Origin of the sequence: Streptomyces sp. NPDC127190, assembly GCF_042672505.1 — a bacterium.
Taxonomy (GTDB): Bacteria; Actinomycetota; Actinomycetes; order Streptomycetales; family Streptomycetaceae; genus Streptomyces.
In genome coordinates this window covers 59,280-84,789 of the sequence record NZ_JBHXVE010000033.1, presented here as the reverse complement: position 1 = coordinate 84,789, position 25,510 = coordinate 59,280, and the positions used below count along the sequence as shown (strand labels likewise).

21 protein-coding genes and 1 other RNA gene are annotated in these 25,510 nt (G+C 72.1%); 5 read left to right on the top strand and 17 right to left on the bottom strand.

Features of this window, described 5'->3' with window-relative positions; all coding sequences use genetic code 11:
* The 5 genes from ACFVIU_RS34290 to ACFVIU_RS34270 all read right to left on the bottom strand — a co-directional run.
* Positions 1-1,007, bottom strand: a 1,007-nt coding sequence (locus ACFVIU_RS34290; protein ID WP_385847373.1) for an NAD-dependent malic enzyme, incomplete at its 3' end; no start/stop codon positions are given.
* A 389-nt stretch (positions 1,008-1,396) separates the two neighbouring features.
* A complete protein-coding gene (locus tag ACFVIU_RS34285) occupies positions 1,397-3,721 on the bottom strand; it encodes a HelD family protein (protein WP_385847372.1) in 2,325 nt (774 codons plus the stop codon).
* A gap of 114 nt (positions 3,722-3,835) precedes the next feature.
* Entirely contained in the window at positions 3,836-4,603 is a 768-nt protein-coding gene (locus ACFVIU_RS34280) for an anti-sigma factor family protein (protein WP_385847371.1), read from the bottom strand.
* Positions 4,604-4,668: 65 nt separating this feature from the next.
* On the bottom strand, positions 4,669-5,262 hold the full coding sequence (locus tag ACFVIU_RS34275; protein WP_385847370.1) for a sigma-70 family RNA polymerase sigma factor: 594 nt from the start codon (positions 5,260-5,262) through the stop codon (positions 4,669-4,671).
* 195 nt (positions 5,263-5,457) lie between these two features.
* Positions 5,458-6,033: a CGNR zinc finger domain-containing protein gene (locus tag ACFVIU_RS34270; RefSeq protein WP_385847369.1), complete on the bottom strand. Its 576-nt coding sequence runs from the start codon at positions 6,031-6,033 to the stop codon at positions 5,458-5,460.
* A 129-nt stretch (positions 6,034-6,162) separates the two neighbouring features.
* On the opposite strand from ACFVIU_RS34270, the gene ACFVIU_RS34265 reads away from it, so the two are divergent.
* Positions 6,163-6,654: a peptidylprolyl isomerase gene (locus ACFVIU_RS34265; RefSeq protein WP_385847368.1), complete on the top strand. Its 492-nt coding sequence runs from the start codon at positions 6,163-6,165 to the stop codon at positions 6,652-6,654.
* Positions 6,655-6,690: 36 nt separating this feature from the next.
* Here the strand turns inward: ACFVIU_RS34265 and ACFVIU_RS34260 are convergent, their stop codons facing one another.
* From ACFVIU_RS34260 to ACFVIU_RS34250, 3 genes are all read right to left on the bottom strand, one after another.
* Entirely contained in the window at positions 6,691-7,878 is a 1,188-nt protein-coding gene (locus ACFVIU_RS34260; RefSeq protein WP_385847367.1) for a uroporphyrinogen-III synthase, read from the bottom strand.
* 91 nt (positions 7,879-7,969) lie between these two features.
* Positions 7,970-9,355: a nitrate/nitrite transporter gene (locus ACFVIU_RS34255; RefSeq protein ID WP_385847366.1), complete on the bottom strand. Its 1,386-nt coding sequence runs from the start codon at positions 9,353-9,355 to the stop codon at positions 7,970-7,972.
* A gap of 109 nt (positions 9,356-9,464) precedes the next feature.
* Positions 9,465-10,487: a LysR family transcriptional regulator gene (locus ACFVIU_RS34250; RefSeq protein WP_385847365.1), complete on the bottom strand. Its 1,023-nt coding sequence runs from the start codon at positions 10,485-10,487 to the stop codon at positions 9,465-9,467.
* A gap of 100 nt (positions 10,488-10,587) precedes the next feature.
* Between ACFVIU_RS34250 and ACFVIU_RS34245 the strand changes: the two genes are divergently transcribed.
* From ACFVIU_RS34245 to ACFVIU_RS34235, 3 genes are all read left to right on the top strand, one after another.
* Positions 10,588-11,769 (top strand): MFS transporter, encoded by a 1,182-nt coding sequence (locus ACFVIU_RS34245; protein WP_385847364.1) that lies wholly within the window; start codon positions 10,588-10,590, stop codon positions 11,767-11,769.
* Between the two features lie 226 nt (positions 11,770-11,995).
* Positions 11,996-14,245 carry an alpha-xylosidase gene (gene yicI / locus ACFVIU_RS34240; protein ID WP_385847363.1) on the top strand — a complete coding sequence of 750 codons (2,250 nt, stop codon included), beginning with the start codon at positions 11,996-11,998 and terminating at the stop codon, positions 14,243-14,245.
* Positions 14,245-15,252, top strand: a complete 1,008-nt coding sequence (locus ACFVIU_RS34235; protein WP_385847362.1) for a LacI family DNA-binding transcriptional regulator — start codon at positions 14,245-14,247, stop codon at positions 15,250-15,252. The genes yicI and ACFVIU_RS34235 overlap by 1 nt, the downstream gene beginning before the upstream one ends.
* A 90-nt stretch (positions 15,253-15,342) precedes the next feature.
* Here the strand turns inward: ACFVIU_RS34235 and ssrA are convergent.
* The 5 genes from ssrA to ftsE form a co-directional block, all read right to left on the bottom strand.
* Positions 15,343-15,711: a transfer-messenger RNA gene (gene ssrA, locus ACFVIU_RS34230) on the bottom strand.
* Positions 15,712-15,835: 124 nt separating this feature from the next.
* Positions 15,836-16,315, bottom strand: coding sequence for an SsrA-binding protein SmpB (gene smpB, locus ACFVIU_RS34225; RefSeq protein WP_385847361.1), 480 nt, complete (start codon positions 16,313-16,315; stop codon positions 15,836-15,838).
* A gap of 66 nt (positions 16,316-16,381) precedes the next feature.
* A complete protein-coding gene (locus tag ACFVIU_RS34220; protein WP_385847360.1) occupies positions 16,382-17,551 on the bottom strand; it encodes a S41 family peptidase in 1,170 nt (389 codons plus the stop codon).
* Positions 17,552-17,629: 78 nt separating this feature from the next.
* Complete coding sequence (ftsX, locus tag ACFVIU_RS34215; RefSeq protein WP_385847359.1) at positions 17,630-18,547, bottom strand: permease-like cell division protein FtsX; 918 nt, start codon at positions 18,545-18,547, stop codon at positions 17,630-17,632.
* Between the two features lie 43 nt (positions 18,548-18,590).
* The gene (gene ftsE, locus ACFVIU_RS34210) at positions 18,591-19,280 is read right to left on the bottom strand and encodes a cell division ATP-binding protein FtsE (RefSeq protein WP_363213874.1); all 690 of its coding nucleotides are present in this window, start codon (positions 19,278-19,280) and stop codon (positions 18,591-18,593) included.
* A 217-nt stretch (positions 19,281-19,497) separates the two neighbouring features.
* Between ftsE and ACFVIU_RS34205 the strand changes: the two genes are divergently transcribed.
* A complete protein-coding gene (locus tag ACFVIU_RS34205) occupies positions 19,498-19,689 on the top strand; it encodes a hypothetical protein (RefSeq protein ID WP_100826534.1) in 192 nt (63 codons plus the stop codon).
* A gap of 94 nt (positions 19,690-19,783) precedes the next feature.
* Here the strand turns inward: ACFVIU_RS34205 and ACFVIU_RS34200 are convergent, their stop codons facing one another.
* The 4 genes from ACFVIU_RS34200 to ACFVIU_RS34185 all read right to left on the bottom strand — a co-directional run bounded on the left by ACFVIU_RS34200 (position 19,784) and on the right by ACFVIU_RS34185 (position 25,399).
* Positions 19,784-20,827 (bottom strand): LPXTG cell wall anchor domain-containing protein, encoded by a 1,044-nt coding sequence (locus tag ACFVIU_RS34200; RefSeq protein WP_385847358.1) that lies wholly within the window; start codon positions 20,825-20,827, stop codon positions 19,784-19,786.
* Positions 20,828-21,132: 305 nt separating this feature from the next.
* Positions 21,133-22,239, bottom strand: a complete 1,107-nt coding sequence (prfB, locus tag ACFVIU_RS34195; protein WP_385847357.1) for a peptide chain release factor 2 — start codon at positions 22,237-22,239, stop codon at positions 21,133-21,135.
* A gap of 99 nt (positions 22,240-22,338) precedes the next feature.
* Positions 22,339-23,565 carry a serine/threonine-protein kinase gene (locus ACFVIU_RS34190; RefSeq protein ID WP_385847356.1) on the bottom strand — a complete coding sequence of 409 codons (1,227 nt, stop codon included), beginning with the start codon at positions 23,563-23,565 and terminating at the stop codon, positions 22,339-22,341.
* 124 nt (positions 23,566-23,689) lie between these two features.
* Positions 23,690-25,399: a serine/threonine-protein kinase gene (locus ACFVIU_RS34185; RefSeq protein ID WP_385847355.1), complete on the bottom strand. Its 1,710-nt coding sequence runs from the start codon at positions 25,397-25,399 to the stop codon at positions 23,690-23,692.
* Positions 25,400-25,510: the final 111 nt, after the last annotated feature.

Below are 25,510 nucleotides of genomic sequence, written 5' to 3'. Positions count from 1 at the left end.
CCCCGCACCGCCTCCTTCAGCGTGCCGGACAGACCCTCCGGGTTGGTGTTGTCCGCGATCCAGCGCAGCGGCGAGTCCACCGGCGCCCCCACCAGATCCTCGCGCCCGGAGTGCACCACCCCGTGGATGTCGGCCACCACCGCGTTCTTCACCCCGGCCGCCAGCAGCAGCTTCAGGATCGCCGTACCCGCGGCCCCGGCACCCGACATCACCACCCGGATGCCCTCGATCGCCTTGCCCGTCACCCGCAGCGCGTTCGTCAGCGCCGCCAGCACCACGATCGCCGTACCGTGCTGGTCGTCATGGAACACCGGAATGTCCAGCGCCTCCCGCAGCCGCGCCTCGATCTCGAAACAGCGCGGCGCGGAGATGTCCTCCAGGTTGATCCCCGCGAAGCCCGGCGCGATCGCCTTGACGATCTCCACGATCGCGTCCGTGTCCTGGGTGTCCAGACAGATCGGCCAGGCGTCGATCCCGGCGAACCGCTTGAACAGCGCCGCCTTGCCCTCCATCACCGGCAGCGCCGCCTTCGGGCCGATGTTGCCCAGCCCCAGCACCGCCGAGCCGTCCGTCACGACCGCAACCGAGTTCCGCTTGATCGTCAGCCGGCGCGCGTCCTCCGGGTTCTCCGCGATCGCCATGCACACCCGCGCCACACCCGGGGTGTAGACCATGGACAGGTCGTCACGGTTGCGGATCGGGTGCTTCGACGCCATCTCGATCTTGCCACCGAGGTGCATCAGGAACGTACGGTCCGAGACCTTGCCCAGCGTGACACCCTCGATGCCGCGCAGCTTCTCCACGATCTCCTCGGCGTGCGCCGTGGAGGTGGCCGCGATGGTCACGTCGATCCGGAGCTTCTCGTGACCGGAAGCGGTGACGTCGAGGCCGGTCACCGAGCCTCCGGAGGACTCCACCGCGGTGGTGAGCTGCGAGACGGCCGTTCCGCTCGCGGGCACCTCCAGCCGGATGGTCATCGAGTAGGAGACGCTGGGCGCCGTTGCCATGGCCGACTTCCTCTGCTTTCACCGTGTCGCGAGATTGTGCCGTCCGATCGTCGCACCTACCGCTCAGTACGCGGTAGCCGTCCAGGATTGCGGACGTTGTGTTCACGGCTGCCGCTCGGCGGGTGCGCGATTCCCTTGGGGCTTCCCGGTGGTTTCGGAAAACCACTTCCACCATACGAGAGACGATCAGACAAAGAAAGAGACCCACGTCACAACCGAAGGTTGGGAACGTGGGCCTCTCTCCACGTAGGTGGCACCGACCCGCCATGCTCGCCTCGCGGCAAGTGGTCCCTCGCAGGGACGAAGGTTGGGCCCGGGGGCTTGGATCGAGCCGGTGCCGCATCCAGGCTAACAAACGGATGCCGGAAGCCGATTCCCCTCCGCGGAGTTCAGTCCCGCAGCAGGTCCGGCACCCCGTCCGCGTCCGGCTCGTCCCGCTCGCCGGAGACGACCGTCAGCTGCTGGGTCGCCCGGGTCAGCGCCACGTACAGCACGCGCAGCCCGGCCGGCGACTCGTCGGCGATCTCCGCGGGCGACACGACGACCGTCGCGTCGTACTCCAGCCCCTTGGCCTCCAGGCTGCCGAGCGCCACCACCCGGTCGCCGAGCCCGGCCAGCCAGCGCCGGGCCTCCTCGCGCCGGTTCATCGCGACGACGACGCCGACCGTGCCGTCCACCAGCTCCAGCAGCCGCTCCGCCTCGGCCCGCACGGTCCGGGCGAGCGACTCCCCCACGACCGCGAACCGCGGCTGCACCCCGGTGGACCGTACGGCGCTGGGCGACTCGGAGCCCGGCATGGCGAGCGCGAGCACCTTGGCGGCCAGCTCGGCGATCTCGGCCGGGTTGCGGTAGTTCACGGTGAGCTGGAAGCGGCGCCGGGGCCGGCTGCCGAGGGCCTCGTCGCGCGCCTCGGCCGCCTCGTCCGGGTCGGACCAGGAGGACTGGGCCGGGTCGCCGACCACGGTCCAGGTGGCGTGCCGGCCGCGGCGGCCGACCATGCGCCACTGCATCGGGGTCAGGTCCTGCGCCTCGTCCACGATCACGTGCGCGTACTCGGTGCGCTCCTGCGCCAGCCGCTCGGCCCGCTCCCGCTGCGACTCCTCGCGCACCGGCATCAGCTCCTCCAGGCCGGTGAGCTGGTCCAGCGGGTCCAGCTCGCGCCGCTTCCTCGGGCGGGCCGGGGCGCCGAGGATCGCCTGGAGCTCGTCCAGCATGGCGATGTCGTGCACGGAGTAGCCGTCCCGCTTCAGCGAGCGGGCGACCTTGCGCACCTCTCCCGGGTTCAGGATCCGCCGGGCCCAGCGGCCGAGCCGCCTCTCGTCGGCCATGGCGGCGAGCACCCCCTTCGGGGTCAGCTCGGGCCACCAGGCGTCGAGGAAGGCGAGGAAGGAGTCCTCGGTGGTGACGTCCTCGTCGAAGGAGGAGCGCAGCTCGGCGGCCAGCTCCGGGTCGGTGTGCCGGGTGGCGGCGCCCGACGCGGCCCACAGGGCGTCCAGCAGCAGCTTGCGGGCGCGCGGCCGGAGCAGGTTGACGGGCGCGGTGCCGCCGAGGGCCGTACGGCGGATACGTTCCAGCTCCGCCGCCTCCAGTTCGAGGCGGCGCCCGAAGGCGACGACCCGCAGCCGGGTGGGCGGCCCGGCGGCCGGCTCCCCACTCGGCCCCAGCTCCAGGGCGCCCCGGGCGGCCTTGCGCAGCACCTTCAGCATCCGGTACGAGCCCTTGGCGCGGGCCACGGACGGGGAGTCGTACAGCGTCGCCTCGGCCCCGTCGACCAGCGAGCCGATGGCGCGGATGGCCACCTGGCCCTCCTCGCCGAGCGAGGGCAGCACGCCCTCGGTGTAGGCGACCAGCAGCGGGGTCGGGGAGACGATCAGGATGCCGCCGGCGTACCGCCGTCTGTCCTGGTAGAGCAGATAGGCGGCCCGGTGCAGGGCGACGGCCGTCTTGCCGGTGCCCGGCCCGCCCTCGACCTGGGTGATGGACGCGGCGGGCGCGCGGATGACGAGGTCCTGCTCGGCCTGGATGGAGGAGACGATGTCCCGCATGGTGTGGCTGCGGGCCTGGCCGAGGGCGGCCATCAGGGCGCCGTCGCCGATGACGGGCAGCGTGCTGCCGTCGAGGTAGGCGGTCAGCTCGGGGCGCATCAGGTCGTCCTCGACGCCGAGCACCCGGCGCCCCTTGGACCGGATGACCCGGCGCCGTACGACCCGTCCCGGCGCCACGGGCGTGGACCGGTAGAACGGCGCGGCGGCGGGCGCGCGCCAGTCGATGACCAGCGGCGAGTAGTCCTCGTCGAGGACGCCGATCCGGCCGATGTGCAGGGTCTCGGCGATGTCGGCGGTGTTGTCCTCGCGGACGGCCCCCTCGGCGGGCTCGACCGCCGTGTAGGCCCCGTCGGGACCCTTCTTCCCGTCCTTGCCGAGCAGCAGGTCGATCCGGCCGAACAGGAAGTCCTCGAACTCGTTGTTGAGCCGGTTCAGATGGATGCCGGCCCGGAAGACCTGTGCGTCCCGCTCGGCGAGCGCGCCCGGGGTGCCGACCTGGCCGCGCTTGGCCGCGTCGTTCATCAGGAACTCGGCCTCGTGGATCTTCTCCTCGAGCCGCCGGTACACCCGGTCCAGGTGTTCCTGTTCGACGCTGATCTCTCGGTCACGGACGGAGTCGTGTGCGTCGTGTACCGAGCCGACCGCGGACTGCTGAACCTGAGCGGCCACCGGGCCCCCTTCTGACGTGCTGGGCAGCCGTCAACCGTACGCGAAGAGGGACTGTGAAGGCTACGGGAGCGCAGTTCCCCGGGCCGCCCCGGGGAACTGCCTGCCGCGGACGCGCTAGGCGCCGACCTGCACCAGCTTCTTCCCCTGGAAGGTCACCACCTCGAAGTGGTCGATCTCGTTGGGCTTGAAGGCCGCGGCCCCGCCGATGTACAGCGGCTTCCGCGCCTGCTCCGTCTTGGCGTCGGGGATGCCGTACCCCCAGTCCGGGACGGACCAGGAGGACATGGTGACGCGCTGGCCGTTCTTGGCGACGAGCACCAGGCTGCACTTGAGCGGACCCTTGGCGCCCTTCAGCTCCAGGACCGCCTGGGTGCCCCAGTCCTTGCCCTGCATGCCGACGGTCGCGCTGATGCCGGACGACGGGTCGGTGGCCGACTTCTTCTCGGGCATGGCCTCGAAGGTGGTCTGCGGCGAGGAGGCCGCGACCTGTCCGCCCCCGTCGGAGCCGCTGTTCACGGCGACCGCGGCCAGCGGCCCGGCGATGATCAGCGCCGCCGCGGCCGCGACCATGTAGAAGCTGCGCCGCCGCTTGCGCGCACGGTGCTCGGCGACCTCGTCGACCAGCCGCTCCACCAGCCGTGGACTGGGCCTGGCGGACAGCGACTCGCCGATCGCCGGGGTGCTCCCGGAGCCGGGCAGGTCGGCCAGCGCGGCCAGCATCGGCTCCATGCCGGCCAGCTCGTCCAGCTGCTGGGCGCACCACTCGCAGCCGGCGAGATGCGCCTCGAAAGCGGTTGCCTCGGCGTCGTCGAGAATCCCGAGGGCGTAGGCGCCGACGGTCTCGTGCTCGTTCGGCACCGAAGATCCCGAACTGGGGTTCATAGGCCCAGGCATACCCGGACCACCTGCACCGAATCCCTGCATTCCCCCGTATCCGCTGCTGCTCATCACGCCGTCACCCCCCGCTCTTCCAGTGCCAGCTTCATCGACCGCAGGGCGTAGAACACCCGGGAGCGCACCGTGCCACTGGGGATACCCAGCGTCTCGGCCGCCTCATTGACCGTACGCCCTTTGAAGTACGTCTCGACGAGAACCTCCCGGTGGGCAGGGGTCAGGTCGTCGAGTGCGTCCGACAGCGTCATCAGCCACAGCGCCTTGTCGATCTCGTCCTCCGCGGGGATGACCTCCAGCGGCGACGGATCGACCTCCTGCGGCCGGGCCTGCCGGCTGCGGTGGCCGTCGATGACGATGCGACGCGCGACCGTCACCAGCCAGGGGCGTACCGAACCGGTCGCCCGATTGAGCTGACCGGCGTTCTTCCAGGCACGGATGAGCGTTTCCTGTACGACGTCCTCGGCCCGCTGCCGGTCACCGGCGACCAGCCGCAGGACATACGCGAGCAAGGGGCCGGCGTGCTCCCGGTACAGCGCGCGCATCAGCTCCTCGTCAGGTTCCGAGGGCTGTGAGGGCTGTGAGGACATGCGATGTCGGGCCCTCGATCCACGTTCATTGGCCACGGCCGCATCCTTGCGCACGCCCACCTCCGGTGTCCGGGGGTTCCCCCAGTCATTCGCTCGCCCACCCGTACGGACGGGGGTGGCGCGATGTTCAAAGGGAGGCGGGTGTTTCCTCGAAAACGGCGCGCCGACCGGGACATGCCACCACATTCCCACCACGCCGCCTTCACTTTTCCGACACGCGACCGGAGGGAGGCCCTCCGGCGGATGTCGCGAAGATCACGCGACCGCCGGGCCGGAGGTGCCGGCGGCCCTGCGCCGGTGCCGGGCCACCCGCTCCCGGTTCCCGCACACCTCACTGGAGCACCAGCGCCGCCGACGCCCGCGCGAGGTGTCCAGATAGACCAGCGGACACGCGTCCCCCGCACACTGCCGTACGGCCGCCCGTGCGACGGGGTCGGTGAGCAGCTCGACGGCGTCCCGGGCGAGGAGGGCGAGCAGGGCGGCGCAGCCGGGCGGGGCGGCCAGCTCCCGGCCGAGCGAACCGTCGCACCGGCGCACCGCGCACGGCACGGGGGTCGCGGCACGGGCGGCCGCGTTGACGAACCCGAGGGCGCTTTCGTACGACGCCTCCTCCTCCGGCACCGGCCGCACCAGCCGCCCCACCTGCTCCCGCAACGCCCGGAACTCGCCGACCCAGCCCGGTCCCGCGTGCTCCAGCGAGGTCCCGGCCGGCACCAGCCCGGCCCCGGCGATCCATGCGCGCAGCGCGCCGACGCCGTCGAGCCGCTCGACGGGATGATCGGTGGCGAGCAGATCGAGACAGATCCGCCCGGCATCGAACCGCACTGCCATGTGCCTGTCACCACCTCGGCCGAAGCGTGCCGCTCCTCCCCACAGTGCCGCTACGAAGCGACGGCCGGAACCCCTCGGCGCTTCCCGGGCCTCTCAGCCCTCGGGTGAGCCGTATGTCAAGATCCCCGTATGGCAGAGAACGTATTCTTCGACATCACCATCGACGACCAGCCCGCCGGCCGGATCGTCTTCAAGCTGTACGACGAGGACGTCCCGAAGACGGCCCGGAACTTCCGCGAGCTGGCCACGGGCGAGCACGGCTTCGGCTACGAGGGCTCCTCCTTCCACCGCGTCATCCCCCAGTTCATGCTCCAGGGCGGTGACTTCACGCGCGGTGACGGCACCGGCGGCAAGAGCATCTACGGCGAGAAGTTCGCGGACGAGAACTTCACCCACAAGCACACCCGGCCCGGCCTGCTGTCCATGGCCAACGCGGGCAAGAACACCAACGGCTCGCAGTTCTTCATCACCACCGTCGTCACCCCGTGGCTGGACGGCAAGCACGTCGTCTTCGGCGAGGTCGTCGAGGGCATGGACCTGGTGAAGCAGATCGAGTCGCTGGGCTCGCAGAGCGGCCGGCTGAGCAAGAAGGTCACCATCGCCAAGTCGGGCACGGTCTGATCCGCGCCCGGTGCCGGTGATCGCCCCGGGCCCGGCTCACACGTCCGCGTACTTCGCGTCCGTCGCCGGGTCCAGGGCGAGCCGGTAGCCCCGCTTCACCACGGTCTGGATCAGCTTCGGCGCGCCCAGGGCCGTACGGAGGCGGGCCATCGCCGTCTCCACGGCGTGTTCGTCGCGGCCCGCGCCGGGCAGGGCGCGCAGCAGCTCCGCCCGGGCCACCACCCAGCCCGGCCGCCGGGACAGCGCCCGCAGCAGGGACATCCCCGCCGGGGGCACCGGCTTCAACGCCCCGTCCACCAGGACCGCGTGGCCGCGGATCTCCACCCGGTGCCCGGCGACCGGCAGCGCCCTGGCCCGGGACGGGAGTTCCTGGCACAGCAGCTGCACCAGAGGGCCGAGGCGGAAGCGTTCCGGCTGGACCGTGTCCACGCCCGCCGCCTGGAGCGGAACGGCCGTGACCGGGCCCACGCAGGCCGGCAGGACGTCGTGGCCGAGGGCGGCCAGCAGTTCCTCCAGCAGCCCCCGCTTCTCCGCCCGGGAGAGCAGGGAGGCCGCCGCCGGGGCACTCGTGAAGGTGAGCGCGTCCACCGTGCGGGAGACCGCCGCGTCCAGCAGGCGGTCCAGCGGGGCCAGGTCCTCCGGCGGCATCCAGCGGTACACCGGGACCGGGACCACCTCGGCCCCGCCGGCCCGCAGGGACTCCACGAAGCCGGGCAGCGGCTCGCCGTGCAGCTGTACGGCGATACGGCGGCCGTCCACGCCCTCTTCCAGCAGGCGGTCCAGGACCTCCGCCAGGGACTCCGAGGACGGGGACCACTCCTCCGTGAGGCCGACGGCCCGTATGGCGCCCTTGACCTTGGGGCCGCGGGCCAGCAGCTCGACACCGCGCAGCCGGCCGAGGAGCTGCTCGCCGAGGCCCCAGCCGTCCGCCGCCTCGATCCAGCCGCGGAAGCCGATCGCGGTCGTGGCCACCACCACGTCCGGCGCGTTACCGATGATCTCCTGGGTGGCGGCGAGGAGTTCACCGTCGTCGGCGAGCGGCACGATGCGCAGGGCGGGCGCGTGCAGGACGGCCGCGCCGCGCCGCTGGAGCAGGGCACCCAGCTCGTCGGCCCGGCGCGCGGCGGTGACGCCCACGGTGAATCCCGCGAGCGGCCCGTGCTCCGAGGCTCCGGGGACTCCGGGCGCTCCAGGAGCCGCGGGGTGCTGCTCTTCGTCGTACATGGGGCCTCTCCTAGCTGACCGGCACGGCCGAAATCGAGCCTGTCAACGGCGCGTGACAGGCTCGGTTCGGCTCGATGTCACCGGTGTTACGTCACACGTCGGCGTAGCTGAGCTGCGCCTTCGTCTCCGAGGATGCCTCCGGGGCGGCCGCCGCGGACGCCGTACGGCCGACCGGCCGGCGAAGGTATACGGCCCAGGTCACGGCGAAGCAGACGCCGTAGTAGGCGAGGAAGGCGACGAACGCGCCGGTGCCGGAGCCGTAGGTCAGGAAGGACTGGCGGAAGGCGAGGTTGATGCCGACGCCGCCGAGCGCGCCGACCGCGCCGATCAGCCCCATCGAGGCGCCGGACAGCCGGCGGCCGTACGCCACGGCCTCCTCCCCGGTCAGCCCCTTGGCCAGGGCCTTGTTCTGGAAGATGCCCGGGATCATCTTGAACGTCGAGCCGTTGCCGGTCCCGGTGAGCACGAAGAGCACGACGAACGCGACGACGAACAGCGGCAGCGACCTCTGCACGCTCGCGAGGACCAGGACGGCGGTGGCGGCGGCCATGGCGACATAGTTCCAGAGCGTGATCCTCGCACCGCCGAACCGGTCCGCGAGCCGGCCGCCGAGGGGCCGGACCAGCGAGCCGAGCAGCGGGCCCATGAAGGTCAGATAGGTCGCCTGGAGCGGGGTGCGGCCGAACTGGTTCGTCAGGACCTGGCCGAAGGCGAAGCTGTAGCCGATGAAGGAGCCGAAGGTGCCGATGTAGAGCAGGGACATGATCCAGGTGTGGGCGTCCCTCGCCGCGTCCTTGGCCGCGCCGGTGTCGTTCTTCACCGTCGCCAGGTTGTCCATGAACAGCGCGGCACAGCAGGCGGCCACGACGATCAGCGGGATGTAGATGCCGAGCAGCACGCGCGGACCGCCGCCCGCCCCGATCACGGCCAGCGCCACCAGCTGGATCGCGGCCACGCCGACGTTGCCGCCGCCCGCGTTCAGACCGAGCGCCCAGCCCTTCCTGCGCAGCGGGAAGAAGGCGTTGATGTTGGTCATGGAAGAAGCGAAGTTGCCGCCGCCGATCCCGGCCAGCAGGCCGACCAGCAGGAACGTGCCGAAGGACGTGCCCGGCGTCATGACGGCGAAGGCGGCGACGGTCGGTACGAGCAGCAGGCCGGCCGAGATGATCGTCCAGTTCCGGCCGCCGAAGACGGCGACGGCGAAGGTGTAGGGCACCCGGACGACCGCGCCGACGAGCGTGACCATCGAGGTCAGCAGGAACTTGTCGGCGGGGGTCAGGCCGTACTCGGGGCCCATGAAGAGGACGAGGACGGACCACAGGGTCCAGACCGAGAAGCCGATGTGCTCGGAGAGGACGGAGAACCAGAGGTTGCGGTTCGCGATCCGCGCCCCGGTCGCCTTCCAGAATCCCTCGTCCTCCGGATCCCACCGCTCGATCCAGCGGCCGCTGCGTCGGGTAGGAGCTGGCTCTGTCATCACGCCTCCACGGTGCTGCTCGGGCTGCTGCCACATAGTGACCGAGCCGACGGTAGGGAGGGCTCGTTTCCGCGCTGTGGCTGTGGGTGACCGGAAGGGAACGTTGCTCTCACTCGCCGAGGGCGCCTCCGGTGAGGGCGCCACCGGTGAGGGCGCCACCGGTGAGGGCGCCGGCCATCACCGCGCGGTCCGCGTCCGGGGTCCAGCCGTCCGCCGGCCGGCGCAGCCACCCCTCCGCCCGGGCGATCTCCGCCGCCGCGCCGCGCAGCGCGTCCAGCCCGGGGTGGACCAGTCCCCTGCGCCACACCAGCGACACCGGGGACAGCGGGACGGGGTCGACCAGCGGTCTGCGGACCGTGCGGGGAAGTGGCGGGAAATCGACCACCGCCAGCACCGGATGCCCGGTCTTGGCCGTGAGCCGCTCGAACTCCTCCTCCCCGACGGCCAGCGGCTGCGGCGGCGCGAGCCGGATGCCGTGCCCGGCGAAGAGCCGGCGGGCCAGATCGGTCCACTCCGGGGTGCGCGGGTTGCCCGCACCGGCGTACACCGTCTCCCCGGCCAGCGCCGCCACCGGCACCGGCTCCCCCGGCGACCCGGCGAGGGGATGGCTCTCGGGCAGGATCACGGCCATCGGCTCGTAGCGCACCGGCTGCTGCTCAAGGCCCGACCGCAGTGCCGGGTCCAGGCCGGCGAAACGGCCGAAGGAGACGTCCAGGCGGCCGGCGAGGAGTTCGGTCGCGGCGCCGGTCAGACCGCTCTCGTAGCGGGCCATCAGCTCGCAGTCCGGGGCGAGTTCACGGGCCCGGTGCAGCACCCGGCGGCCGGTGGCCAGGCCCGGCGAGTTGAGGTCGACCAGCAGCGGGCGGGGCCGGCGGAACGCGGCGAGCAGCTCCTCCTGCGCGGCGAGCACCCCGCGCGCGAGCGGCAGCAGGCGCTCGCCGTCCGCCGTCAGCGTCACCTGCCGGGTGGTGCGCACGAACAGCTCGGCCCCCAGCTCCCGTTCCAGCCGCCGTACATCCCGGCTGAGCGCCTGCTGGGCGACGTACAGCCGGGCCGCCGCCCGGGTGAAGTGCAGCTCCTCGGCGACCGTGACGAAGGCGCGCAAGAGTCGGGGATCGATGTGGTCGGCCATGACGGAGAACGTACAAGCACGGCGATTGACACCACCAGTGCGTGAATCGGCGCCGAGCAGGTGTTGGACCCCTTGATCCACTCCCGGCCAGGGTGGACGCATGCCCCCGCTCATATCCCACGCCCACGGCTACCGCCGGCTCTTCTCCCGCCCCGGCACCCGCGCCTTCACCGCCGGCAACCTCCTCGCCCGCCTGCCCATGGGCATGTTCAGCGTCAGCGCGGTGGTGATGATCGCCGGCTCGCGCGGCTCGTACGCCCTCGCCGGTGCCGTCACCGCGACCGGACTCGCGGCGACCGCGCTGGCCGGGCCCTGGATCGCCCGGCTCGTCGACCGCCACGGGCAGGCCCGGGTCGCCGTACCGGCCACCGCCGTCGCCGTGCTCGGCAGTCTCGCCCTGCTGCTGTGCGTGCGGTACGGCGCCCCCGACTGGACCCTGTTCGCCGCCTACGCCCTCACCGCCACCACCCCCAACATCGGCGGCCTGTCCCGCGCCCGCTGGGCCCATCTGCTGGAGCGGGAGCCGGACGCCCTGCACACCGCCAACTCCTTCGAACAGGCCGCCGACGAGCTGTGCTTCATGCTCGGCCCGGTGCTCGCGTCCTTTCTGACCGGCACATTCTTCCCGGAGGCGGGCACCCTCACCGGCGCGGTGCTGCTGCTGGCCGGGATGCTGCTGTTCACCGCGCAGCGGGCCACCGAACCGCCGCCCCGGGCGCGCGCGAAGACGCCGTCACCGCTGCGCGCCCCCGGTATCCGGCCGCTGCTGGCCTGCTGCACGGCCACCGGGGCGGTGTTCGGTTCGATGGAGGTCGTCACCATCGCGTACGCCGACGCGCAGGGGCACCGCGCGGCGGCCGGGGTCGTCCTCGCCCTCCAGGCGGCGGGCTCCTGTGCGGCGGGCCTGCTGTACGGCGCGCTGAAACCGGCCGGGCTGCGGCTGGGGCACTGCCTGGCGGCGATGGCCCTGCTGATGACGCTGCCCTGGGCGGCCGCCGGCCTGACCGGCGCCCTGCCGGTGCTCGCGGTGGCGCTGCTGGTGGCGGGCATGGCGACCGCGCCGACCATGGTGACGACGATGACCCTGGTGCAGACGCGCACCCCGGCCGGCCGGCTCAACGAGGGCATGAGCCTGATGGTGACCGGCCTGCTCACCGGCATCGCCTGCGGCTCGGCGCTGGGCGGCTGGGCGGCCCAGCACACCTCGCCGGGCACCGGCTTTCTCGTCCCGGTCGCGGCGGCGGCCACGGCACTGCTGGTCGGCGCTGCGGCGAAGGCGTAGAGCGGCACACGCCGGCCCCCTGCGTCGAACCGCTTCCGCCATTCCTCACAGACCGGTTGACGCCCCCGCCACCCCCCTCTTACCGTCCTCTGTCGAAGCGCTTCGACGCACACGGTGCCCCGACACACCGCCGGATCGAACGGCATCGACAGACATCGACCAGCACTGACAGGCACCGACCGGCACGAACTGCATCGAACGAGTCCGGCCCACGTAAGGGGTGCGCGTGAAGTTCACCGACGGCTACTGGCTGCTCCGCGAGGGCGTCACCGCCGCCCACCCGGCGCAGGTGCTCGACGTCACCGCGCGGGACGGCACGCTGACGGTGCACGCGCCGGCCCGGCCCGTACGGCACCGCGGCGACCTGCTGAAGGGGCCGGTCCTGACGATCACCGCGCACGCCCCCCTGCCCGGTGTCATCGGCATCACCCTCACCCACTTCGCGGGCGAGCAGCCGCGCGGCCCCGCGTTCGAGGTGCACACCGAGCAGCACACGCCCCAGGTGTCGTACGACGACGAGCACGCCGCCCTCACCTCCGGCGAGCTGTCCGTGCGCTTCGCCCGGACCGGGCCGTGGCGGATGGAGTTCCGGGCCCGCGGCCGCACCCTCACCGCCAGCGGCCCCAAGGGCATGGGCGTCATGCGGGACGCGACCGGCGCCCACTACCTGCGCGAGCAGCTGGGGCTCGGGGTGGGCACCTCGGTGTACGGGCTGGGCGAACGGTTCGGGCCGCTGGTGAAGAACGGGCAGACCGTCGACATCTGGAACGCCGACGGCGGCACGGCCACCGAACAGGCCTACAAGAACGTGCCGTTCTACCTCACCGACGCGGGCTACGGCGTGTTCGTGGACCACCCCGGCAGGGTCTCCTTCGAGGTCGGCTCGGAGACGGTCTCCCAGGTCCAGTTCAGCGCGGAGACCCAGCAGCTCACGTACTACGTCGTCGACGGCCCGAGCCCCCGGGAGATCCTGCGCCGGTACACCGCCCTCACCGGCCGCCCGGCGCTGCCGCCCGCCTGGTCCTTCGGCCTGTGGCTGTCCACGTCCTTCACCACCGCCTACGACGAGGAGACGGTCACCTCCTTCATCGAGGGCATGCGGGAGCGCGAACTGCCGCTGTCCGTCTTCCACTTCGACTGCTTCTGGATGCGCGAGCACCAGTGGTGCGACTTCACCTGGGACGACCGGGTCTTCCCGGACCCGGAGGGCATGCTGGAGCGGCTGCACGAGCGGGGCCTGCGGGTGTCCGTGTGGATCAACCCGTACATCGCCCAGCGCTCCCCGCTGTTCGCCGAGGGCAGGGCGCTCGGGCATCTGCTGCGCCGGCCCGACGGAAGCGTGTGGCAGTGGGACCTGTGGCAGCCCGGCATGGCGCTGGTCGACTTCACCTCCCCGGCCGCCCGCGACTGGTACGCGGCCAAGCTGGAGGCGCTGCTCGACCAGGGCGTCGACTGCTTCAAGACCGACTTCGGCGAGCGGGTGCCGCTGGACGTGGCCTGGGCGGACGGCTCGGACCCGGAGCGGATGCACAACTACTACGCCCAGCTGTACAACCGCACGGTCTTCGAGGTGCTGCACAAACACCGCGGGGAGCGGGAGGCGGTGGTCTTCGCCCGCTCGGCGACCGCCGGCGGCCAGCGCTTCCCGGTGCACTGGGGCGGGGACTGCGAGTCGACCTACGAGTCGATGGCCGAGTCGCTGCGCGGCGGACTGTCCCTCGGGCTGTCCGGGTTCGGCTTCTGGTCGCACGACATCGGCGGCTTCGAGGGCACCCCGAGCCCGGAGCTGTTCAAACGGTGGCTCGCCTTCGGCCTGCTCTCCTCGCACAGCCGGCTGCACGGCTCCTCCTCCTACCGGGTGCCCTGGCTGTTCGACGAGGAGTCCGTGGCGGTGCTGCGCCACTTCACCCGGCTCAAGCTGCGGCTGATGCCCTATCTGTACGAGGCCGCCCGCACCGCCCACACCGAGGGGCTGCCGGTGATGCGCGCCATGGTGCTGGAGTTCCCGGACGACCCCGGCTGCGCGCATCTGGAACGCCAGTACATGCTCGGGCCCGACCTGCTGGTCGCCCCGGTCTTCAGCGACGAGGGAGACGTCTCCTACTACGTGCCCGAGGGCACCTGGACCCACTTCGAGGACGGCCGTACGGTCACCGGTCCGCGCTGGGTGCGCGAGCGGCACGGCTTCCTCAGCGCACCGCTGCTGGTCCGGCCGGGCGCGGTGCTCCCGGTGGGCGCGGTGGCCGACCGGCCCGACTACGACCATGCCGACGGGGTCACCCTGCGGGCCTACGGGCTCGCCCGGGGCGCCCGGGTGACGGTGCCGGTCGGGGACGTGACCTTCACCGTCGTACGCGAGGGCGACACCCTGCGGGCGGCGTGCGGCGATCCGGCGCGGCCGTGGGCGCTGGCGGCCGGGGACCGGTGCGCCGAGGCCCCCGCCGGGACCGGGTTCCTCACGCTGGAGCTGGGCTGATGGTCAGCATCATCGATGTGGCCCGGTACGCCGGGGTCTCGCCGAGCACCGTCTCCTACGCGCTCAGCGGCAAGCGGCCGATCTCCGCCGAGACCCGGCAGCGCGTGCAGCAGGCGGTGCGCGCGCTGGGCTACCGCCCGCACGGCGGCGCCCGCGCCCCGGCCGACCACCGCTCGAAGGTGCTGGCCCTGATGGTGCCGTTACGCCCCGGCGTCCCTGTCCCGCCGGCCATGAGCTGCGCGGGGTCGGTCGTCACCACCGCCCGCCGGTACGACCACGACGTGCTGCTCCTCACCCGCGACCAGGGCGAGGCGGGGCTGCTCCGGTTCGCGAAGAACGCGCTGGTGGACGCCCTGATCGTGCTGGACGGGCAGCTGAGCGGCCCCCGGCTGCCGCGGCTGCGCGCCCTGGACCTGCCCACGGTGCTGGTCGGGGTGCCCGCCGAGCCGGCCGGGCTTCCCTGCGTCGACCTGGACTTCGCGGCGGCCGGGGAGTTGTGCGTGGAGCGGCTGGCGGCGCTGGGGCACCGGGTGGTGGCCCTGGTCGGCCCGCCGCCGGAGGTGTACGTACGGCGGGCCGCGTTCGCCCGGCGGGTGGTGCGCGGCTTCACCGCCGCCGCCGACCGCCATGGGCTCGCCTCGCTGGCCCGCCCGTGCGCGGCGAGCCCGGAGGCGGCCCGCGCGGTGGCGGAGCGGCTGCTGCGCGAACAGCCCGCGCTGACCGCCGTCGTGGTCCACAACGAGGCGGTGCTGGGGCCCCTGATCGACGCCTTCGAACAGCTCGGCCTGCGGGTCCCGGCCGACCTGTCGGTCATCGCGGTCTGCCCCGCCGACACCGCCCCGGCCCCGCGTATCCCGGTCACCTCGGTCGACCTGCCCTCGGCCGAACTGGGCGAGCGGGCGGTGGAGTTGCTGATCGCCGAGCCGACGGCCGCCGCCGTACCGGGGGAGACGCTGCTTCCGCCCCGCCTCACGGACCGGGCGAGCACGGCGCCGCGGCCGGTGTGAGGGGCACGTGCCGTGGCGGGGGCAAGACGAAGGCCCCGTCGCTGTCGAGCGACGGGGCCTTGCCCACATGGGGTACCCCTCGGGAGGGGTTGGTGGAGATGGCGGGAATCGAACCCGCGTCCAACGGTGCGGAACCAGGGCTTCTCCGTGTGCAGTTCGCTGTGCTTTTCTCGGCCCCGGCGATCACGCGAACAAGTCGCCGACGGGCTCAGTCACTGTTTGGTTTCCCTCTTCACCCCGTGACCGGGATCAAGGTTTAGTTCCCTAGCTGATGCCAGGATCCGGGTCGGGAACAGCCCCGGGCTGACACTTCGCAAGTCGCTACTTAGGCAGCGAGGGCGAAGGAATCGCGCTTGGTGTTGGCGATTATTTTTTTCGGCCTGTGGTTTACGAGATCATGGCCGCTTCCTCGACACGCTTCCCCTGCTTCGACAGCCGCTGTCGAAACCGATCATCCCCATGTTGATTTCTCAAGGTGCACACCGGGCGCTGCCGTCCGGTGCTGTAACCATCGTACGGGAACAACGCGGACCCGTGCCAGCGTATTCCCCCCGGTCGCGCCGGGCCGCGCCGGGTCGCGCCGCTAGGCCCGCTGCTTGCGCCGCACCGCCGACATCGCGCGGTCGGCCTCGCGCCGGTCCTGCTTCTCGCGCAGCGTCTGCCGCTTGTCGTACTCCTTCTTGCCCCGGGCCAGCGCGATCTCGACCTTGGCCCGGCCGTCCTTGAAGTACATGGCGAGGGGCACGATCGTGTGGCCCGTCTCCTGCGACTTCGCCTCCAGCTTGTCGATCTCCACGCGGTGCAGCAGCAGCTTGCGCTTGCGGCGGGCGCTGTGGTTGGTCCAGGTGCCCTGGCTGTACTCCGGCACGTGCACGTTGTGCAGCCACGCCTCGTGACCGTCCAGCTGCACGAAGCCGTCGACCAGCGAGGCCCGCCCCTGGCGCAGCGACTTCACCTCGGTGCCCGTGAGGACCAGACCGGCCTCGTAGGTGTCGAGGATGTGGTAGTCGTGCCGCGCCTTCTTGTTCTGCGCGATCAGCTTGCGCCCTTTTTCCTTAGCCATAGTGCCGACCATTTTGGCACCAGGGAGGGGGTGCGAGTACAGCCGATTACGCACGGCACGTCGCCGCTACGACGGGTCGCCGAGCCCGGTGAGGACCGTCTTGGCGCGCCGCACGGCCCCGCCGGCCGCATCCAGGTCGGGGGTGATGCCCCGGCCGTCCACCGCGCGCCCGGACGGGGTGCGGTAGTGGCCGACGGTCAGCTCGGCCACCGCGCCGTCGGGCAGCCGGGTCGGCATCTGGACGGAGCCCTTGCCGAAGGTGCGGGAGCCGATCACCACCGCGCGGCCCCGGTCCTGGAGGGCGCCGGTGAGCATCTCGGCCGCGCTCATGGTGCCGCCGTCGACCAGGGTGACCAGCGGCCGGGCGGTGTCGCCGCCGGAGTCGGCGTGCAGGGCGCGCTGGGCGCCGTCGACGTCGTAGGTGGCGACCAGGCCGCCGTCGAGGAACGCGGAGGCGGTCTCCACCGCCTCGGTGACCAGGCCACCGGAGTTGCCGCGCAGGTCGAGGATGATCCCGGCGTCGGCCGGGGCGGACCGGACGGCGGCGCGGACGGCGCTGCCGACGCCCTTGGTGAACGCGGCGATCCGGATGACGGTGACCCCGCCGGGCAGCCGACGCACGGTCACCGAGTCGGTGGAGAGCCTGGCCCGGTGCAGCGTCTCGGTCCACGCGCGCGTGCCGCGTTGCAGGCCCAGGGTGACGGTCGTACCGGCGGGGGCGTCGTCGGTGTCGCCGCGCAGTAAGGAGACCACCTCGGTGACCGGCCGGCCGTCGACCGTGCTGCCGTCGACGCTGCGCAGCCGGTCCCCCTTGCGGATCCCGGCGGCGGCCGCGGGCGAGCCGGGCTGCACCCGGGTCACCTCGATCCGGCCGTCCCGCTCGCGCCGCGCCCACAGGCCGACGCCGGTGTAGCGGCCGTCGAGGGCCTCCTGGAACTCCTGGTACTCGTCCTGCGAGTAGACGGCGCCCCAGCGGTCTCCGCTGCGGCTGACGGCCCGCTCGGCGGCCTCCATCGGGGAGGTGCCCGCCGCCTTCGCCTCGGCGGCGGCCCTGCGGACGTCCTCGCCCCCGGCCGCCCCCACGGCGTGGGCGGTGGTGCGCCGGGCGGTGGGCCGGTCGGACTCCGGGAAGGAGCCGGTCGCGGCGCCGGCGACCAGGACGCCGGCGAAGACCAAGGTCAGGGCGGCCCCGCGGCGGGTGCGGCGGGGCGGGCAGAACAGGTCGCGGCCTGACATGGCGGTGAGTCTAGGACAACGCGCGGGGCCGCACGGGCGGATACCCGTACGGCCCCGGGGAGTTCCGAGGGGTGTGCGTCACACCTTCAGATACTTGCGCAGCGCGAAGAACGCCGCCAGGGACGGCATCAGGACGCTGGTGGCGAGGATCAGCGGCAGCTTGGTCAACACCGCGTCCCAGCCGACGAAGTTGATGAGCGTGAGCTTGTGGGACAGGGCCATGCCGTGGTCGATGGTGAAGTACCGGCCGACGACCAGGAACACACAGGCGAGGCTGCCGCCGATGAGACCGGCGACGGCCGCCTCCGCGATGAACGGCGCCTGGATGTAGAAGCCCGAGGCACCGACCAGGCGCATGATCCCGGTCTCGCGCCGCCTGCTGAACGCCGAGACCCGCACGGTGTTGACGATCAGCAACAGCGCGACCAGCAGCATCATCGCCATCACACCGAGCGCGCCCCGGTTCATCAGGTTCAGCAGCTGGAAGAGGTTGTCCAGGATGCCCTTCTGGTCCTGCACGGACTGCACACCGGGGCGCCCGTTGAACGCGGTCGCGATCACCGCGTACTTCTGCGGGTCCTTCAGCTTGATCCGGTACGACTCCTGCATCTGGTCCGGCGTCAGCGAGCCGGCCAGCGGGGAGTTGCCGAACTGCTCCTTGTAGTGCTTGTACGCCTCGTCCTGCGACTCGTACGCGACCTTCTCGACGATGGTCATCTTGTGCAGGTCGGCGAGGATCTGCTTCTTCTGGTCCTCGGTGACCGCGCCCTTGGCGCAGTTGACGTCCGTCTCGGCGTCGTGCTTGTTGCACAGGAAGATCGAGACGTTGACCTTGTCGTACCAGTACCCCTTCATGGTGCTGACCTGGTCGCTCATCAGCAGTGACCCGCCGAACAGGGCCAGGGACAGGGCGACGGAGACGATGACGGCGAACGTCATCGTCAGATTGCGGCGGAGACCGACTCCGATCTCCGACAGGACGAACTGGGCGCGCATGGCTGCTTCTTCAGGCCTTTCGGGAACAGGGTGCTGCGTGCGGTCAGTGCTGGTAGCCGTAGACGCCGCGGGCCTGGTCGCGGACGAGGCGGCCCTTTTCCAGCTCGATGACGCGCTTGCGCATCTGGTCCACGATGTTCTGGTCGTGCGTCGCCATGATGACGGTGGTGCCCGTCCGGTTGATCCGGTCGAGCAGCTTCATGATGCCGACGGAGGTCTGCGGGTCGAGGTTGCCGGTGGGCTCGTCGGCGATGAGCAGCTTGGGCCGGTTGACGAAGGCCCGCGCGATCGCGACGCGCTGCTGCTCACCACCGGACAGCTCGCCGGGCATCCGGTCCTCCTTGCCGCCCAGGCCGACGAGGTCGAGCACCTGCGGCACGGACTTGCGGATCTCGCCGCGCGACTTGCCGATCACCTCCTGGGCGAAGGCCACGTTCTCCGCGACCGTCTTGTTCGGCAGCAGCCGGAAGTCCTGGAACACGGTCCCCAGCTGGCGGCGCATCTGCGGCACCTTCCAGTTGGAGAGGCGCGCGAGGTCCTTGCCCAGCACGTGCACCTGGCCGTGGCTGCACCGCTCCTCGCGGAGGAGCAGCCGCAGGAAGGTGGACTTTCCGGAGCCGGAGGACCCCACGAGGAAGACGAATTCGCCCTTCTCCACCTCCAGGGAGACATCCCTGAGTGCGGGGCGGGTCTGCTTGGGGTAGACCTTGGAGACGTTGTCGAATCGGATCACGGATGCACCACGGGTCGCCGGGGGTAGATGAGCGTGACCATACGCGAACCGGGTGTGCAAGTGCAGTCGCGGGTTGAGGTTGGACAAGACTTGTGCGTTTTTGTACCGGGGGGCGGGCGGGCGCACGCTCGGCGGGAACCTGGCACAGTGGTAGGGGGAACGTTCTCGTCCCCGTGAGCGTTGTACGTGTGATGGCCGGTGCAAGGAGGGCGAGCGCATGACGTACGACCGGTTGGTGTGCGCGAACTGCGCGGCGCCCGTGAGCGAGGGCCGGTGCCCGGTGTGCCGTGCCAACCGCGAGCGGCTCCAGCAGGAGGGTTTCCTCGCGGGTCTGAACCCGATGGCGCTGATCGCGCTGCTGGCGGTGCTGATCGCCGCGGTGGCGCTGCTGGCGCACCAGACCGCGTAGGAGATCTCCCGCAGACACGGGAAGGGCCCGGAGCGCCGAGCTCCGGGCCCTTCTTCTCAGGCGTCGTACGCGCTGCGTGACCGGGTGGCCACGGTCAGGCGGCCGCGCCGCCCCGGCCGCCCGCGAGGCGCGGGAGCACCCGGAAGCCGATACCGCCGGCGATCATCGTCGCGGCGCCGACCAGCAGGAACGTGGTCTCGCCCGCACCGGTCTCGGCGAGCTGCTTGCCCTTGCCCTTGTTGCCCGAGTCCGAGCCGGTGTCGGTGAGGGCCGAGGAGCCCTCCTGCTGCGGCACGTTGTTGTTGCCGCCGCTGCCGCCCTGGGGGCTGTCGTTGTTGCCGCCGGTGCTGGAACCACCGGTGCTGGAGCCGCCGCCGACGGAGCCGTCCGTGCTGCCGCTGCCGCCGGTGGTGGCACCGCCGGAGCTGCTGGAGCCGCTGGTGCCGCTGTCGCCGCCGGAGGTGCTGGAGCCACCGCCGCTGCTGTTGCCGCCGCTGTTGCCGTTGCCGCCACCGTTGCCGGAGCCGCCGCTGTTGCCGTTGCCGCCGTCGCTGGTGCCGCCGGAGGCGCTGGAACCGCCGTCGCTGCCGGAGCCGCCGTTGCCGTTGCCACCGCTGTTGCCGTTGCCGCCGTCGGAGGAGCCGCCGTCGGTGCCGCCGGTGACCAGACCGCCGATGGTGGAGTCCGAACCGCCGTTGGAGGAGCCGCCGTCGCTGCTGCCGCCGTTGGAGGAGCCGCCGTCGCTGCTGCCGCCGTCGGAGGAGCCGCCGTCGGTGCCGCCGGTGACCAGACCGCCGATGGTGGAGTCCGAACCGCCGTCGGTGGAGCCGCCGTCGGTGCTGCCACCGTCCGAGCTGCCCCCGTTGGCCGACCCGCCGTCCGTGGAGCCACCGTCGGTGGAACCGCCGTCCGTGGAGCCACCGTCGGTCGAACCGCCGTCGGTGGAACCGCCGTCGGTGCCGCCGTTCGTGGTGCCGCCGTCGGTGCAGACCGCGATCGGGCAGCCGCCGTCGGTGCCGCCGTTGTCGTTGCCGTTGCCGTCGGCCGAGGCCACTCCGGCGACCATCAGCGAGGCGCCGGCCGCGATCACCGCGCCCGCGGCTATCCGCGCGACCCGGACCCGCGTCTTGTTCGTCATGTGGTTGCTACCCCCAGTAGCTGTTCGTCAATGAGGCGGCGTGCGGGGCTTGCCGTGATCGACGGAGGCAGCTGACGAAGCTCGAGACTGGGTCGAGCGGTTCGTATCCCCCGGTTCACATGCGCCCCGGAAGACACGCATGCCAGCCTCACCCTTCCCATTTTTCAAAGCAACGTCAAGGGCATTGCGGGCGGAATGCCCGATGGGAGGGATCTTGGGGGGAGTTGAAGCCTGTGAGTGTGATGTAAAACCCAGACAAATGACAACTGCCGCCCGAACAGGCGGCAGTTGTCATGTCGACAAAGTTACTTCTCCTGCTGCTTGCGCCAGCGAATACCGGCCTCCAGGAACCCGTCGATCTCGCCGTTGAAGACGGCCTCCGGGTTGCCGACCTCGTAGTCGGTGCGCAGGTCCTTGACCATCTGGTAGGGGTGCAGCACGTACGAACGCATCTGGTTGCCCCAGGAGTTGCCGCCGTCGCCCTTGAGGGCGTCCATCTTGGCCTGCTCCTCCTGCCGGCGGCGCTCCAGCAGCTTGGCCTGGAGGACGTTCATCGCGGTCGCCTTGTTCTGGATCTGCGAGCGCTCGTTCTGGCAGGAGACCACGATGCCGGTGGGCAGGTGGGTGATGCGGACGGCCGAGTCGGTCGTGTTGACGCCCTGGCCGCCGGGGCCGGAGGAGCGGTACACGTCGATCCGCAGCTCGCTCTCGTCGATCTCGACGTGGTCGGACTGCTCGACGACGGGGAGCACCTCGACACCGGCGAAGGAGGTCTGCCGGCGGCCCTGGTTGTCGTACGGCGAGATGCGCACGAGGCGGTGGGTGCCCTGCTCGACGGAGAGGGTGCCGTAGGCGTAGGGCGCCTGGACGGCGAAGGTGGTCGACTTGATGCCGGCCTCTTCGGCGTACGACGTCTCGATCAGCTCGGTCTTGTAGCCGCGCTGCTCGGCCCAGCGCAGGTACATGCGCTGGAGCTTCTCGGCGAAGTCGGCGGCGTCGACGCCACCGGCCTCGGCGCGGATGTTGACGAGCGCCTCGCGGGAGTCGTACTCGCCGGACAGGAGGGTACGGACCTCCATCTCGTCCAGCGCCTTCTTCACGGAGGCCAGCTCGGACTCGGCCTCGGCGCGGGTGTCCGGGTCGTCCTCCTCCTCGGCCATCTCGAAGAGCACGGCGAGATCGTCGATCCGCCCGCGCAGCGCCTCCGCCTTCCTGACCTCGGCCTGGAGGTGGGAGAGCTTGCTGGTGATCTTCTGCGCCTCGTCCGGGTTGTCCCACAGGGACGGCGCGGCCGCCTGCTCCTCGAGCACGGCGATGTCTGCCCTCATCTTGTCGAGGTCCAGGACGGCCTCGATCGACTCCATGGTCGAGGAGAGGGACTTCAGCTCTTCGGATACATCGACGACTGCCACGCCTCCAGCGTAACGGCTCCGCCGGGCGCGAAGGGCAGAGTGTCCCTCCTCACCCCGGGCTCCGCCGCCGGACACGCGTTCCCCGGGAGCGCGCGGGGCCTACGGGGCCGAGGTGCTGTGCGGGGAGGGGGCTGGGTGGTCGCTGTCGCCGGAGGAGGCCCACCAGGCGCCCACGCCGACCACGGCCGCCACGGCCACTCCGGCCACGCTCACGGTGATCCGGCGGCGGCGTACCGTCGCCCGGTGCTTGGCCGAGCCCGGGCGGGGCGCGCCGGACGCGCGGGGGGCGCGGGCCGTGCCGTGGGCGCCGCCGGCCAGCTCGTCCGGCCCCGGCACCCGCATCGACGTGTGGGTGTCCCGGTTGGAGTCCGGCCGGGCGCCGGGCACCAGGGAGACCGCGCCCCGGCGCCGTACCGGCTCACCGCCCGGCGGCGCGGCGGGCGCCTGCTCCTCGGCGGCCTCCTCGGACGGCTCCGGCTCGTCCACGTCCAGCGGCGGCAGCCCGGCGAGGGTGGGCAGCTGCTCCCGCAGCCGCGCCGCCAGCTCGGAGGCGCGCAGCCGGGAGGCGGGCGCCTTGGCCAGGCACTGCACGAGCAGCTGCCACAGCTCCTCGGGGATGCCGGGCAGCGGTACGACGGTCTCGGTGACGTGCCGGCGCAGCACCGCGCCCGGGTGGCCGCCGCCGAAGGGCGTGAAGCCGGCCAGCAGCTCGTACAGGACGGTGGCGAGGGCGTAGATGTCGACGGAGGCGCGCGGGGGCAGGCCCTCCACGATCTCCGGGGCGAGATAGTCCGGGGTGCCGATGATCTTCGTGGCCCGGGTCCGCTTCGGCGAGTCGATCAGCTTGGCGACGCCGAAGTCCGTGAGCAGGGCGGGGTGGGCGCCGCCGGGCCCCAGCGGGCCCTGCATGTCCAGCAGGACGTTCTCGGGCTTCACGTCCCGGTGCACGACCCCGGCCTTGTGGGCGACGGCCAGCGCGTCGGCGACGTCGGCGACGATCGCCACGGCCGCCGCGGGGGCGAGCCGCCGCTCGCGCTCCAGCCGGGTGCGCAGATCGGTGCCGCGGACCAGGTCCATGACGAGTGCGAGGTCGTTGCCGTCGACCACCAGGTCGCGTACGGAGACGATGTGCGGGTGCTCCAGACCGAGCAGCGCGGTGCGCTCCTGGACGAAGCGGCTCACCAGCTCCTGGTCGGAGGCGAGGTCCTCGCGCAGCAGCTTGATGGCGACGGGCCCCTCGGGCCCCTCGCCCAGCCACACCGTGCCGGCGCTGCCCCGCCCCAGGATCTGGTTGGCGGTGTACCGGCTGCCGATCTTCCGTGCCAAGACTGCTCCTACCGACGCGTGTTGTCGCTAAAACTACGCGTCCGGGGAGCCAACCTTCACCGCGGAGACGGAAATCACCCGCCAGATGTCGACAAATCCGCAAACCCGTGGTCGGATGCGGTGCTCAGTTGCCGCTGCCGCCCGAGGCGCTGCCCAGGTCCTTGACCCAGCTGCTGATCCGGCCGATCCAGTGGGTCAGCTCGTGCCAGTAGCCGCGGCCCTGGCCGACCCAGGTGTGCAGCGGGGTCAGCTCCCAGATCAGCCAGCTCGCCACGACCAGGATGACGATCGTGAAGAGGCAGCCCTTCAGACAGCCGAGCCCGGGGATCTTCATCGGGTTGGCGCTGCGCTGCCGCGGCGGCCTCGGCTCCCGCGCGGGCCGCGCTTGCGGCTGCTGGGGCGGCGCGTACGGCTGCGGCTGGTACCCCTGCTGCGGCTGCTGGGGCTGCGGCGCATAGCCGTACCCCTGCTGGTAGCCCTGCTGACGGCCGCGCTGCTGCGGCTGCTGCGGGCGCGGCTGGGGGGCCGGGCGGGGCTGCTGCTGGGGCCGGGCGACCTGCCGCTGCGGCCGGCGGCGCAGCGGGTCCTCCTCCGGCTCCAGGTACTGGATCTGCGTCTGCTCGTTGCGGTCGCGGGCCGCGCGCAGCTGGGTCTGCCAGGGATGCGGCTGCTCGGGCTGCGTGCCGTCGGGCTGCCCGGGCTGTCCCGGCTGGCCCTGCGGCATCGGGGGCAGCACCGCCGTCGGGTCCGCCGCGCCGGTGTTCGGCAGGACGGCGGTGGGGTCGGCGGCGCCGGCCGGGCCGCCGGTGTGCGGCAGGAAGCTGGTCGCCGCGTTCGGGTCGTACGACGTCTGCGGGGCGTTGGCCGGCAGCACCTGGGTGGGGTCGGCGGCGCCGGGCACCCCGTCCGGTACGGCGGCCGGGGCCGGGTCCGGGGCGAGCAGCGCGCCCACGCCCTCGGCGGCGGTGATCTGCACGGCGTTCGCGTGCACACCGATGCCCTCGGCGACCACACGCAGCCCGCGCGCGAGGTTCTCGGCGCTCGGCCGTTCCTCCGGGTTCTTGCGCAGACAGCGCTCTATGACCGTCCACAGCGGGTCCGGGACGGTGGAGGGGCGGCGGGGCTCCGCGCTCAGGTGCTGGTGCAGCACCTCCAGGGCGGTGGAGCCGGCGAACGGCGGACGGCCCGTGACCAGCTCGTACAGCAGGATGCCGGCGCCGTAGATGTCGACGGCGGAGGTCTGCGGGCGGCCCTCGGCGGACTCCGGCGCGACGTACGCGGGCGTGCCGACGAACTCGTGGGTGCGGGTCAGGCCCGGGGAGTCGGCGAGGCGGGCGATGCCGAAGTCGGTCAGCATCGGGTGCATCCGGCCGTCGTGCTCCTGGAGCAGCACGTTGGCGGGCTTCAGGTCGCGGTGGACCACGCCGTCGGCGTGGCTGGCGGCGAGCGCGTCGGCGATCTGGGCGGTGAGCAGGGCCGCGGCGACCGGGGTCAGCGGGCCGTTCTCGCGCAGATAGCGGTGCAGGTCGGGGCCGTCGACGAGGTCCATGACCAACGCCAGCAGATCGCCCTCCACGACCAGGTCGCGGACCCGCACGATGTTGGGGTGGGTGAGCCGCAGCAGGACCGAGCGTTCCCGCAGGAAGCGCATCACGATGTCCGGGTCGCTCGCCAGCTCCTCCTTGAGGACCTTGATCGCGACCGTCTCGCCGGGCTGGCCGGCCACGGCCGCCTCGGCGCCCGCGGTCTCTCGCTGGCGGGCACGCCAGACGGTGCCTGTGGCGCCGCGTCCGAGCGGCTCCTCAAGCAGGTACTTGCTGCCGACTGGCCGCACGTCACGCGCTCCCTGCTGCTTGCTGCCTGGTTGACTGCATCCCGGTCTGCGTCCGGTGTTCCGACCCACTGTAGTGCCGCTCTTCGAGCCACTACGTATGCGTTCCCGGGC